This is a genomic window from Bradyrhizobium sp. 45 (assembly GCF_023073155.1).
Taxonomy (GTDB): domain Bacteria; phylum Pseudomonadota; class Alphaproteobacteria; order Rhizobiales; family Xanthobacteraceae; genus Bradyrhizobium; species Bradyrhizobium canariense_D.
The window spans coordinates 16,582-29,821 of sequence record NZ_JADPIX010000151.1 but is presented as its reverse complement, the minus strand read 5'-3'; the positions used below and the strand labels follow the sequence as shown (position 1 = coordinate 29,821).

Below are 13,240 nucleotides of genomic sequence, written 5' to 3'. Positions count from 1 at the left end.
GAGATTATCTCTTCCATTTCAACTGTTTGGGTTGAAATCTCAGTATTTCTCCGAGCCCTCCCGTTAACCAGAATGAGTAACCCCAAGGAATAGATTCTCCGGCAAGGGCGATCAACGTCCATGCAGCCGGCAAGGACTTGGCTGCGTGTTTCCTTTGGGGGAAACGTACCATGTTGAGCCCTGCTCATCATCAGCAGGTCCGAACTCAGTCCGCCAGCGCGTGGAGTCGGCTCGGACATGTTCGGATCGGCACGATCTTGCCGATCATCATCTCTGCCCTGGTCTTGCTTGGGTTGGCCTCGGCCGGATTCATCGCCTATGAGGCCGTCCTCAAGAGGCGAGAGTCCGAGGCATTCCTGAAGGTCAATGCAGTTGCCCAACTGCTGCTGCGCAGCGCAGGACATTGGGCGATTGAACGCGGGCTGACCAACGCCGTGCTGAAGTCTCCTGATGTCGTCAGTGCCGAGCGCCGTGCGGAAATCGCAAAGGCGCGCGCGACGGCCGACGAGGCCTTTCGCCAAGCCGTCCTCGATATCAGCGCGATTCCCGAAATGACGGCGGGGCAAAGACAGATTGCGGACGCAGCGACGAAATTCGAGGCGCTGCGTCTCCTGCGTGAGAAAGCCGACGCGGGAATGTCGCGCTCGCGCGTTGAACGCGAGCCTGACCTCGTAGATGGCTTCGCGCCAACGATTACGGAGGTGATCGACGTCGCGAGCAACCGCTTGCGGCTGACGCTCGAAACACTCACCAGCCCGCCCGTGGCAAGGCTGGCCCAGCTCATCGGCTTGCGACATCTGACAGCTCAGATGGCCGAGAATGCCGGAAGGGAGCGGGCCCTGCTGGCTGGGGTCGTCGGTGCGCGCGCGAAGCTCGGGATGGAGGGCTATGAGCGCCTTTCGGCGCTGCGGGCCAAGGTCGAACTCGCATGGGACACGGTATTGCCGGTGCGGCTGCGTTCGGACCTCGCCCTGCAGATCGGCGAGGCGATGACGGAGGTCGAGAAATCCTATTTTGGTGCCTACGGTGAAACGCGGGTGACTGTGCTCGCCGGTGGCGAAGGCGGGGACTACAGAATCACGGGACCCGAGTACTTCACGCGGGCCACCGCCGGCATCAATGCAGTGCTGAAGCTCGGTGAAGCCATTGGCGCGGCCGCTGACCGCGAAGCCACGATGCAGGCAGAGGTCAGCACTCGTAATGTTGTTTTCACGGTCGTGTTGCTCTGCGCCTCGGTGATGCTCGCTGGCCTCAGTTTCTGGATCACCTTTGGCCGGATCCTCAAGCCGCTTTCAGCCATTTCGGTTGCGATGGGTGGGCTCGCCAATGGCGACTTCACGACGGTCGTGCCTGGCACCTGCCGAGGTGACGAGGTCGGCGAGATGGCGCGGACCGTTGAAGTCTTCAAGCAAAACGGGCTCGAAGTCGAACGCATGCGGGGCGATCACGCTGCGGCCGAGAGCCGGGCAGCCGAGCAGCGCAAGGCGGAGATGCGGAAGCTGGCCGACGGCTTCGAAGCCGCGATCGGGGAGATCGTCGACACCGTCTCCTCGGCAGCGACCGAGCTCGAAGCCTCGGCGTCGACCCTCACATCGACCGCGGAGCGTGGGCAGCAGCTCACGACCATGGTTGCTGCGGCCTCCGAGGAGGCGTCCACCAACGTGCAAGCGGTGGCGTCGGCCACCGAGGAGCTGTCGTCTTCTATCACCGAGATCAGCAGGCAGGTGCAGGAATCGGCCCGCGTGGCCAACGAAGCTGTCGGCCAGGCGCGTGTCACCACTGAGCGCGTCAGCGAATTGTCCAGGGCGGCGACGCGGATCGGCGACGTGGTCGAGCTGATCAACACCATCGCGGGTCAGACCAATCTCCTGGCGCTCAACGCGACCATCGAGGCCGCGCGCGCCGGCGAAGCCGGTCGCGGCTTTGCGGTTGTGGCCTCCGAGGTCAAGGCACTCGCCGAACAGACCGCGAAGGCCACTGGCGAGATCGGGCAGCAGATCGCCAGCATCCAGACCGCGACCGAGCATTCGGTCGGCGCAATCAAGGACATCAGCGGCACTATCGAGAAGCTCTCGGAGATTTCCTCTACCATCGCGGCTGCCGTGGAAGAGCAGGGCGCGGCGACACAGGAAATCTCCCGCAACGTGCAGCAGGCGGCGGAAGGCACCCATCAGGTCTCGGCCAACATCACCGATGTGCAGCGCGGCGCGAACGAGACCGGCTCGGCGTCGTCGCAGGTGCTGGCGGCGGCCCAGTCGCTCTCTGGCGACAGCAACCGCCTCAAGCTCGAGGTCGGCAACTTCCTCGATACCGTGCGCGCAGCATGACGCGGTCGCCGTCACCAATCATCGATCGACTACAACCGACGCGCGAAGACGCGCGGTGGTTCGCATGCGTTCGCAGTTGGATGTCGCGGCGCGATGAGCCGCACGGTTAACCTTCCGGAAAACCGATGCAGTCATGATCTCCGTAATATTCCGGGTGCCGAGTCGCCCTCCTCGTATTGCGTATCAATCGTATTGGAGCACATTCCATGAGTGGCCCTTCCATTCGTCTCACCCATAAGGTCATGGCGATCGGACTGTTCGGATTGTTGGGTCTCGTCGCCTTCGGCGCGATCTACGAGATCGGCAGTCTCTCCCAGGACGCCTCCCGCGAGATTGCTAACCGCGCTCGTGCGATCGCTGACCTCGACAAACAGCTCTCGATCGAGATGCTGGAGGCCCGCCGCAACGAGAAGAACTTTCAGCAGCGCCGCAACGAGAGCTACGCCAAGGCACATGCCGAATTGATCGGGCCGATCAATCGCGACTTCGACGAGGTGGAGCGGCTGATGTCGGCCGGCGGCTTGGGCGCGCTGTCCGACCGGATGAAGCAGGCCCAGGACGGCTTCAAGCGATACGCGTCGGACTTCGGCGCATTGGTGGCCGCGGAGACCCGGCTCGGCCTAAACGAGACTCTGGGCCTCTCCGGCTCGCTCCGCGCCGCCGTGCACGACATTGAGGCCAAGCTCAAGGAGATCGACGATCCCAGGTCCACGAGCTGGATGCTGATGATGCGCCGGCACGAGAAGGACTTCATGCTGCGGCGCGACCCAAAATACATCGCCGAGATGAAGAAGGCCGCGGTCGAATTCTCCAAGGCGATAGAGGTCGTCGCAATCCCTACGGCAGTGATGAACGACATCACAGCCAAGCTGCAGAAATATCAATCCGAGTTCACGGCGTGGGTGGAGACGGCGCAGCAAACTGCGGCCCTCGACGCCAGCATGATGAAAACGTTCCGTGGGTTGGAACCGAGCATGATCGAGGTGCGCAACACAGTCGAAGACCTCTACAGGAAGGCCGACGTTGCGGAAGCTGCGACCCGCGATGCCGTGCGCATGTGGATGATGGTCGCCTTCGCCATTGCCGTCGTCGTGCTCGCCGCGGTGGGCTTCCTTCTGGGACGTTCGATCTCGAAGGCGCTTGCCGGCATGGTCGGCGCGATGACGCGGCTTGCGCGCGGCGAGCTTTCGATATCCGTTCCGGGCATCGGGCGCAAAGACGAGATCGGCGAGATGGCCGGTGCCGTCGAGGTGTTCAGGACCAATATGGCGGAGGCCGAGCGGCTGCGCACCGAGCAGGTCGAAGCTGAGGCGCGCGGGCGCCAGCAGCGCAAGGCCGACATGCACCGGCTCGCCGATACTTTCGAAGGCGCGGTCGGCGAGATCATCGATACTGTTTCGTCGGCGGCAACCGAGCTGGAGGCCTCGTCAAATACGCTGACGCAGGCTGCCGAGCGCGGCAACGGGCTTGCCACGGTCGTGGCGGCCGCCTCCGAAGAGGCCTCCGCGAACGTGCAGTCGGTGTCTGCAGCGAGCGAGGAAATGACCTCCTCGATCTCCGAGATCAGCCGTCAGGTGCAGGAATCGGCCCGTGTCGCCGACGTGGCGGTCGGGCAGGCCCAGCGCACCAATGCACGCGTCGCCGAACTGTCGAAGGCCGCCGCCCGCATCGGCGACGTGGTCGAACTGATCAACACCATCGCCGCCCAGACCAACCTGCTGGCGCTCAACGCGACGATCGAGGCGGCGCGTGCCGGCGAGGCCGGCCGCGGCTTTGCCGTGGTCGCTTCCGAAGTGAAGGCGCTCGCCGAGCAGACTGCGAAGGCCACGGGCGAGATCGGCCAGCACATCGGCGCGATCCAGACCGCGACGGAAGACTCCGCCGGTGCGATCAAGGAGATCGGCGACACCATCGCGCGGATGTCGGAGATCTCGTCAACCATCGCCGCCGCGGTCGAGGAACAGGGTGCCGCCACGCAAGAGATCTCCCGCAACATCCAGCACGCCGCGAATGGCACCTCCGAAGTCTCGGCGAACATCGGCGATGTCCAGCGTGGCGCAGGCGAAACCGGGGCGGCCTCGGCGCAGGTGCATTCGGCTGCGCAATCGCTGTCGCAGGAGAGCCACCGGCTGAAGAGCGAGGTCGCGCGCTTCCTGGATTCGGTACGGGCGGCGTGACAGCCGTCGCCTTCCGCACATTGCGTCGCAAGTGGACAGGTCGCGTCGCAGCATCAGTTGGCTGTGCAGCTGCACAGTTGGTTGCGGGAGAAATAACGACCGTCAGCGCTGTCCCGTAATTTTACGTAGGGCCCTGTTAACGCCTGCTTGCGACTATGTGTGCAATCTTACGGGACAAGAACCAGCCAGCATTGTTGAACTGACCTCCGTCTCGCCATCTTCGTGGCGGTTTGCGGCGCGGACAATTTGCGCGTTGCCAGGTAACATCGGGATTTGTCGTGATGTCGAAATTGTCGATCGTCTTCAAGCTTCTGGCCGTGTTGTCGGTCCTGGTCCTTTCGCTCGCCGGCGTTGGCGTGACGGCGATCGGCACCATGCAGAACATCAATTCCCATACGGTCGAGATCGCGGAGAGTTGGCTGCCCAGCGTGCGCGCGCTCGGCTCGCTTCGCGCCGACATCAACGAGCTGCGCGTCGCGCTCCGTCTGCATCTGATGCAGGACAGCGTTGAGGGCAAGGACGCCGCCGAGAAGCGCTTGGCCTCGCTGCGCGCGCGCATCGACCAGACCCGCAAGGTCTACGAGCCGCTGATCACTTCCGCCGAGGAGCGCTCGCTCTATGGGCAATGGAGCACGGCGTGGGCCGAGTATCTGAACGGCGTGCAGGACGTGATGGCACTGTCGCGCAAGGGCGTTGGCCGTTTCCCGGTCGACGCCAACGAGCTGCTGCAGACCAAGGTTGCGAAGATGGCCCAGGCCGCCGATCCCCTGCTCCAAAAGGGCATCGAGCTCAACAACCGCGGTGCCGAGCTTGAGACGAAGCAGGCCGCCGACAGCTACGCCATGATCTTCCGCGTGCTGGTCGGCATCATCGTGCTCTCGGTCGTAATCGCGATCGGCGCCGCCTATTATCTCGTGCGCGACGTTTCTCGCGGCATTGCCTCAATCATCCGCCCGATGCAGTCGCTCGGCGAGGGCGACCTCTCGGCCGACGTTCCGCATCGCGGCGAGAAGACCGAAATCGGTTCGATGGCAGATGCGCTGCAGATCTTCAAGGAGGCGCTGATCGCCAAGAAGGCCGCCGACGAGGCCGCTGCGCGCGACGCCGAAGTCAAGATCGAACGCGGTCGCCGCGTCGATGCCATCACCCGCAAGTTCGAAGCCATGATCGGCGAGGTGGTCGGGACCGTCTCCTCGGCCTCGACCGAGCTCGAGGCCTCCGCCTCGACGCTGACCAACACCGCGCAGCGCGGACAGGAACTCGCGACCGTCGTCGCAGCCGCCTCCGAGGAAGCCTCGACCAACGTCCAGGCGGTGGCATCCGCTTCGGAGGAGCTGTCGTCCTCCATCACCGAGATCAGCCGCCGCGTGCAGGATTCGGCGCGGATGGCGGCGGAGGCCGTCGAGCAAGCGGCGCGGACCAACGACCGTGTCAATGCGCTGTCGCAGGCGGCGTCCCGCATCGGCGACGTCGTCGAGCTCATCAACACCATCGCGGGCCAGACCAATCTGCTGGCGCTGAACGCGACCATCGAGGCCGCGCGTGCCGGCGATGCGGGCCGCGGATTCGCGGTCGTCGCCTCCGAGGTCAAGGCGCTGGCCGAGCAGACCGCGAAAGCGACCGGTGAGATCGGGGCGCAGGTCTCGGGTATCCAGGCGGCGACGCAGGAATCGGTCAGTGCCATCCAGGAGATCGGCGGCACCATCGAGCGGCTCTCCGAGGTGGCTGCGGCCATTGCCGCCGCCGTCGAGGAGCAGGGCGCGGCCACGCAGGAAATCTCGCGTAACGTGCAGCAGGCCTCGGTCGGCACGCAGGAGGTCTCGTCGAACATCACCAACGTGCAGCGCGGTGCGATCGAGACCGGCGAGGCTTCGACCGAGGTATTGTCGGCGGCGAAATCGCTGGCGACCGACAGCACCCGTCTCAAGGTCGAGGTCGCGCAGTTCCTGGAATCGGTTCGCGCGGCCTGACGCTCACGTGCTCGTCTGCGGAGCCGGCGGCGGTGCGATCTGCCGCCGGAACAGGATACGCTGGTAGAGCCAGCCGATCGCGACCAGCACGATGCCGAGGCACATGAACGATAGCGCGCGGTAGACGCCCGTCAGCGTCGACATGTCGATGACGAATGCTTTCAGGATCGTCAACGCGATCACGACGGCCGATGCCAGCCGCGCCCGCTCCGAATTGACGAGAATGCCGACGCCGAGCAGCACCACGCCGAAGCCGAGCCAGCCGATCGAATAGGTATATTGCTCGGCGCCCGTCGTCGCCCCGGAGGAGAGGATCGGGCCGTGATAGAAGCGGCGGATCTCCAGCGTGACATAGGTCAGCGCGAACAGCAGCGCGCCGCCTGCAATCGTGTTGGCGTAGGCCTTGCCGCGTTCGCCGGCCACGGCATAGGACAAGAGCAGCATCAGCACCGCCGGCAGCGCGTAGCCGAGCAGCAGCAGGTTGAACACGGCGCCACCGACGTCGGTGCGCCATAGCAGCGGGTTCTCCAGGAGCAGGAGGCCGAACACGCCGACGAGCCCGCCGATCACCGTGAGCACGACCGCGCCGACATTGTGCACGACGCTGCGGCTGCGCAGTCGCAGGCGCTCCAGCCCGATCGCCAGGGCGAGCGTGATGCAGACCTGGAGGGCGAATTCGAGCAGAGAGGGTGCTGACGTCATGTTGCCGCCGGTCGCAAAATGGCGGATCTCCATGAAGGCGAGCAGCGCGGTGAACAGGATCGCGGCGCTCTCGAGCATGCGCAGCGGGGCGTCGTCGGCGCGGCGGCGCAGGAACAGGCTCGCCGCCCAGAACGATGCCGCCGGCAGGCCGTAACCCCACAACAGCCAGCTGAAGATCGGCGTGGTTCCGACGGCGTCGCCGACGATGCGCGGATCATAGCCGATCCGAGCGGTGACGAGGCCGGCGAAGATCGCGGCGAGCCAGCGCAGGAACGGGATCGGCCGCTGCATCGAGATCCAGGCGGTGCCGAGCGACATCAGCGCCAGTGCGATCGTGAGCCAGCCCTTCTCCAGCGCAAACGTCAGCGCCAGCGCCAGTGCACCGAGCGTGCCGGTCGCAAACAAGGCCGTGGAGATCATGGCGCCCGGCCGGGTCTCGCGGCGTGCAAGCGCTTCGGTGGCCGCGCCGAAGGCGGCGGCGAGCAGCACCGCGAGGATGGCGAACGGGATCGAGCGATCGAGATGCGCGATGCGTGCGTAGAGCGCGACCAGGATCGCGATCGGCGTCGCGACCCCCGCGACCGACCACACCACCGGAATGATCGCCGAGTTCGAACGTCCCTGCGCGAGGAAGCCCGCGATGCCGAAGCCGGCGGCGAAGATCGCCGCCATCACCAGATGCAGCGTCACCGCGCTATCGATCGCCGTCGGTGCGATGTCGGCCATGGGACCGCCCGGCAGCACGAGCATGTCAGGATTGGCGCGCACCGCCCATTCGGCGAACACGACGAAGACGGTCGCGGCGGCTGCGCCGAGCGCGCCGGTGGCCGCCGGCGCGCGCCAGGCGACAAGCAGCGTCGCGCCGACCAGCAGCGTGAAGGCCATCAGCGCCAGGTCCGCATGGGCGCTCGACAGCACGATCAGCATCGCGCCGAACAGATAGGCACCGAGTGAGCCCGACGAGACCGGCTCGATCTCACCGTCCTCGATCGTCGGGCCGAACATGAAGCCGCAGACCACGAGAAGAGCGGCAAGAACGAATCCTGCGATCACATGGAAAGCGTGCGGCGCGACCTGCAGGTCGCTGGTATCGAGCCCCGGAAAGATCCAGAGCACGGCGAAGGCGATTGTCGTGACCGCAAGCCAACGCCACAGCCGGATACGGGCAAGGCCGAAGCTCGCGGCGGTGACGACGGCGAGATAGATGTAGAGGGCCCAATAGTCCGGCTTGCCGCTGGAGACGAGGATCGGCGTCACGAAGGCGCCGACCACGCCGAGGCCGGCGAGCGCGGGCCCGTGCAGGAGCGCGGCAGCCAGCGTGCCGAGCGCGACGAGGCCGAGCAGCACGAAGGCGGTCGCGGGCACGAGGAAGCCATAGAGCGCGTACGCCGCGTAGATGGTCGCAAATGCCACCGCCGTACCGGCTGCGGTGAGGATAGCGGGAATGTTGGCGATCGGCAGCGCGGCGATGTTGGAGATGCTCTCCTTGCGCCGTGACCATTCGCCGGCGCCCAGCAGCGCCAGCGCGAACACGCCGCCAAGGAACACGCGCACGCCGGGGCCAAGGAGGCCAGCCTCGATCGAATAGCGCACCATGAAGAAGCCGCCGAGCGCGAGCGCCAGGCCGCCGATCCAGACTACCCAGCGCGTGCCGAGCCGTTCCTCGAACCCGGGCGCGGGTGCGGGCAGCGGCGGCGTCGCGTCGGCCTCGGTGCTCGCTTCGAGCGGAGGCGGTGAAATATCTTCGGTGACGAGCGGGGGCGGCGCCTCGGCTCTGGCTTCGGCTTGGGGCACAAGCGGCGGTGGCGCTGCGAAAGTTGTGGGGGGCGCGTCAGCCCACACATCTGCGGGGATCAGCGGCGGCTGCACGGGCCGTTGCGCGCGGAACATCTCTTCGAGCGAGCTTAGCCGTCGTCGCAGTTCAGCCGCCTGGCTGGAAGCCTTGATCGCGATGATGAAGGCGATGATCGCAATGATCAGCGCGAAGACGTCAAACGGGCCGTCAGACATAAAGCCTCCAGGCAACCGGCGGGCAGGGGCCGATCACGCATATCTCGGGTTAGCGCCGGGAGCGTACGCGCAAGCCCGGCGCGGGTCGCTCCTGAAGCACGTCGCGACGGAAGCGGTAGAGCGCCGCCGGACGTCCGCCCGTCTGTGTCGACATCACCCCGGTCGGTTCGACCAGGGCTTCCATTTCGACCAGGCGGCGGAAATTTTGTTTGTGCAGGTGTCGGCCGGAGATCGCCTCCACCGTATACTGCAATTCGGTAAGTGTGAATTCGGCGGGCAAAAGTTCAAAGACCACAGGACGATACTTCAGTTTTGCACGCAGTCGCGCGACCGCTGTCGCAAGAATCCGGCGGTGGTCGAAGCGCATGGATGTGCCGAGCGCGGACAGCGCCTTGCGCGCTAATGCCGCAGGGCGACCGTCGCGCCGCGCTTCCTCGACCAGCCCTGCCTCGTACAGGAGCTCGTAGCGGTCGAGCACGCGCTCCTCGTCCCAGGACGCGCCGTCGAGACCGAAATAGAACCGCACCCGATCCTTGCGCGGCAATGCGCGCGTCGTCTCCGGCGTCTCCTCTTCGGCCCAGCCGGTCAATGCCGGGATGATGTCGTCCGCGATGATCGCGGGCGGCCCCTCGCGCCAGTCCTCCCAAGGCAGGAAGCTATACCACGGCGCGAAGCTCGCACTCGTGGCTGCCAGTTCGCCGCCGAAGGCGCGCGTCAGTGCGAGATAGCCGATCGACACCATGTGCGCGCCGGTGTCGCCAGCCTCGGCATGCCGGCCGCGATCGCCGAACGTGTAGAGCTGCTCGACATAGCCGAGCCGCAGGCCCGTCTGTTCCTCGACCCACGCCCGCAGCCCGATCTCGAAAGTGCGATGGCTCGGCGCATCGAACGGGCCGAACGGCAGGCCGGCCAGGCCGTCACTGTCGCGCGCGGTGAGGATCAGCGGTTCGTGATCCTCGATCGCGACGATCGCGGCGGTCAGGCCGATCTCGATCGGCGTCAGCAGCTTTTCGCTCATGCGATGGCGATCGCCGGTGCGGCCGTGAACTGGTCATGCCCGGGCTTGTCCCGGGCATCCACGTTCTTCGTGCCGCAGCAAAGGTCGTGGATGGCCGGGACAAGCCCGGCCATGACGATGTGGAGGCGTCTGCGTAAAGGCTCGCATGCGATTGCTCTGCTCGCAAGCGGGAGAGGGGGCACACCTGTGCTGTGGTGCGCAACTGTCATTCGAGCTCGATCACGAAGGGGCGGCCCTCGACCATCATCGCGCCCGGGCCCATCTCGTCGAGTGCGCGCAGCATGCGGCCGTTGCGCCCCAGCGCACGGTCGGCAAGGCCGACGATGCGGCGGTTCGGTGAGGCGATCGGGGACGCCGCCCGGATCTTCTTCGCGATCTCGGTCTCGTCGCGATTCGGATTGAGTGCGCACACGGCGGCAAAGGCGCTCGCGGTGGAGCGGCTGATGCCGGCATAGCAATGCACCACCAGCGGCGCGTCGCGGTCCCAGCCGCGCACGAAGTTCAGCACCTGCTCGATATGCGTTTCCGACGGCGCGACGAAGCCGTCCATCTCCTCGGTGATGTCGTCCATCGACACCTTGAGATGGTTGGCCGGCAGCACCGACACCGGCCGCGCCACCTGTTCGACATTGGCCATCACGGTCAGCACGTGGCTGGCCTTGGTGAGGCGGACGGTTTCGGGAAGGGCGGCGAGGGAGCAGACGTGGATCATGGCGGACCTTTTTCCGCAGATTATAGCGAGCGTTGGCGGGGTGGGCAAAGCGAAGCGTACCCACCACTTTCGTCTCATTGCGCAAAACAGTGGGCGGCAAGGGCCCCTTTGCCCGCCCTGCAGGACTCTAACCCACGGCAACGATCACGCAAACACGGCGCCAAACCGCTCCAGAAACTGCTTCTCGGCCCGGGCAGCCGTCCAGGGGGTGAGATAGTCGCGCCGGACGCTGTCGGACAGGCCGGGATCCTTGCCGAACAGGCGCTTGGCCTCGCTCTCGCTGAAGCCGGCAAGCGTCGTTGCCTCCAGATAGGCCGCGCCGCGATCGGCGGCCTTGATCGCCAGCGTGATCTCGTCCGGCAGTACCGGCGGCAGGCCAAAGCGGATGTGAATCGCGCCGAGCAGACGTTTCTCGACCGCCTTGTAATGACCGTCGAGCACGGCCTTGAACGGCGAGATCATGTCGCCGATCACATATTCGGGCGCGTCATGCAGCAGCGCGGCAAGCCGCATGCGCTGATCCACGCGGGGATTCTCGTGCCGCATCACGGTTTCGACCAGCAGCGTATGCTGCGCGACAGAGAAGATGTGTGCGCCGATGGTCTGGCCGTTCCAGCGGGCAACACGCGCCAGCCCATGCGCGACGTCGGCGATCTCGATATCGAGCGGGGAGGGATCGAGCAAATCGAGCCGCCGGCCCGACAGCATGCGTTGCCAGGCGCGGGTGTCGGCGCCGCGGTCCGTCTTCTTCGCGCTCATTTGGCCTTGAGGCGCGGCTTGCGCTGCGACTTGCCGCAGCTCGCGTGACAATGGCAGTCGACGAGATGATCGTTGACCATGCCGGTCGCCTCCATGAAGGCATAGACGATGGTCGGGCCGACGAATTTGAAGCCGCGCGAGGCCAGCTCCTTGGAGATCTGCATGGAGAGCGGCGTCGAGGCAGGCACGCTCGCGGTGGTCTTGAAATGATTGACCTTGGGCCTTCCGTCCATGAAGTCCCACAGGAATTTCGAGAAGCCGAGGCCCTTCTCCATGATGGCGAGATAGGATTTCGCGCTTGATATCGCGCCGTCGATCTTGGCCTTGTTGCGCACGATGCCGGCATCGTTCATCAGCGCGTGAACCTTCTTCTCGTTGTAGCGTGCGATCTTTTCCGGCTGGAAATCGTCGAAGGCTTTGCGAAAATTGTCGCGCTTGCGCAGGATCGTGATCCAGGACAAGCCGGCCTGGAAACCGTCGAGGATCAGCTTCTCATAGAGCGCGCGGTCGTCATATTCCGGCACGCCCCATTCAGTATCGTGATAGGCGACGTAAAGCGGATCTTCGCCGGGCCAGGGGCAACGCGTCTTTCCGTCGGGATGCAGGCGAGGGGCACGGCTCATGCGATGGGTTGCTTCGTTGGAATGCGCACGACGTCTGGTTCCGCAAGCCTCACAGCGAGCCCACCGGCAGTCAGCGCCTGTCCCGCATCGAGCGCATCGGCGACGCGGTCGATGCGCACCAGCGCGATACCCTTTCCTTTCGCCGACGAGCCCATCGTGCCGACCGGCTTGTCGCCGGCCATGACGCTGACGCCGGGCTCAGGCGAGAAATCCTCGAGCAGCACCTTCACGCTGCGGGTGCGCGCTGTGCCGCGATGCTGCATGCGCGAGACGACCTCCTGGCCGACATAGCAGCCCTTGTCGAAATCGACGCCGGAAAGGCGGTCCATGTTGGTCTCGTGCGGGAACGCATCGCTGTACGTGAAATCGAGCCCGCCGCGCGGCACGCCGAGCGCGATGCGGTGGGCCTCGTATGCGGCGGCGTCGACGAGCTCGGCGCCGATCAGATCGGACAGCTTCTGTTTGAGATCTTCGGGGATGAGGATGCGGTAGCCGAGGTCCCCATTGCGCGGATCGGCGAAGGCGAGGTCGGGCTGGGCCGCGGGCTTGCCGTCCCAGGCCGCGAGCACGCCGAGATCGTCGGACAGGTTTTCCACCGTGACCTTGGCGCGCAGCTTGTAGAATTTCAGCTTGGTGGCGAGGCCGTCGGCAAGCGGCTTCGGGCAATCGATCAGGAACCCGCCGCCATGGCCGGCAGGCGCTTCCGTGATCAGGAAGTCCACGATGATCTTGCCCTGCGGCGTCAGCAACGCGCCGAATCGGCCCAGGCCCGGCTTCAGCTTGTCGACATCAGTCGTGACGAGGCCATTGAGGAAGTTGCGCGCATCCTCGCCCGCGACCTTGATCACGCCCCGGTCCGGAAGAAACGCTGATTTCATACGAAAATCTCTTGCGACATGTTGCTCCGGAACGTAAGCCCGCAAGGCAAAAACGACAAGACCT

Annotated in this window: 9 protein-coding genes; 3 read left to right on the top strand and 6 right to left on the bottom strand. The window is 65.4% G+C overall.

From position 1 onward, the window contains the following. Positions 1-257 precede the first annotated feature (257 nt). The 3 genes from IVB42_RS36650 to IVB42_RS36640 all read left to right on the top strand — a co-directional run bounded on the left by IVB42_RS36650 (position 258) and on the right by IVB42_RS36640 (position 6,474). On the top strand, positions 258-2,327 hold the full coding sequence (locus IVB42_RS36650) for a methyl-accepting chemotaxis protein (RefSeq protein WP_085361344.1): 2,070 nt from the start codon (positions 258-260) through the stop codon (positions 2,325-2,327). Between the two features lie 206 nt (positions 2,328-2,533). Next, on the top strand, positions 2,534-4,504 hold the full coding sequence (locus IVB42_RS36645) for a HAMP domain-containing methyl-accepting chemotaxis protein (RefSeq protein WP_026233670.1): 1,971 nt from the start codon (positions 2,534-2,536) through the stop codon (positions 4,502-4,504). Between the two features lie 281 nt (positions 4,505-4,785). Then, on the top strand, positions 4,786-6,474 hold the full coding sequence (locus IVB42_RS36640) for a methyl-accepting chemotaxis protein (RefSeq protein WP_166517499.1): 1,689 nt from the start codon (positions 4,786-4,788) through the stop codon (positions 6,472-6,474). 3 nt (positions 6,475-6,477) lie between these two features. Here the strand turns inward: IVB42_RS36640 and IVB42_RS36635 are convergent, their stop codons facing one another. From IVB42_RS36635 to IVB42_RS36610, 6 genes are all read right to left on the bottom strand, one after another. Beyond that, positions 6,478-9,186 carry a DUF2339 domain-containing protein gene (locus IVB42_RS36635; RefSeq protein WP_247472046.1) on the bottom strand — a complete coding sequence of 903 codons (2,709 nt, stop codon included), beginning with the start codon at positions 9,184-9,186 and terminating at the stop codon, positions 6,478-6,480. A gap of 49 nt (positions 9,187-9,235) precedes the next feature. Then, a complete protein-coding gene (locus tag IVB42_RS36630; RefSeq protein ID WP_247396523.1) occupies positions 9,236-10,204 on the bottom strand; it encodes an NAD regulator in 969 nt (322 codons plus the stop codon). A 205-nt stretch (positions 10,205-10,409) separates the two neighbouring features. Further along, positions 10,410-10,916, bottom strand: a complete 507-nt coding sequence (locus tag IVB42_RS36625; RefSeq protein WP_007607206.1) for a protein-tyrosine phosphatase family protein — start codon at positions 10,914-10,916, stop codon at positions 10,410-10,412. Positions 10,917-11,060: 144 nt separating this feature from the next. After that, a complete protein-coding gene (locus IVB42_RS36620) occupies positions 11,061-11,675 on the bottom strand; it encodes an HD family hydrolase (protein ID WP_085352596.1) in 615 nt (204 codons plus the stop codon). Next, positions 11,672-12,298: a DNA-3-methyladenine glycosylase I gene (locus IVB42_RS36615; RefSeq protein ID WP_247369287.1), complete on the bottom strand. Its 627-nt coding sequence runs from the start codon at positions 12,296-12,298 to the stop codon at positions 11,672-11,674. The genes IVB42_RS36620 and IVB42_RS36615 overlap by 4 nt, the downstream gene beginning before the upstream one ends. Next, complete coding sequence (locus tag IVB42_RS36610; protein ID WP_247369285.1) at positions 12,295-13,176, bottom strand: folate-binding protein; 882 nt, start codon at positions 13,174-13,176, stop codon at positions 12,295-12,297. Before IVB42_RS36610 ends, IVB42_RS36615 begins: the two co-directional genes overlap by 4 nt. Positions 13,177-13,240 lie beyond the last annotated feature (64 nt).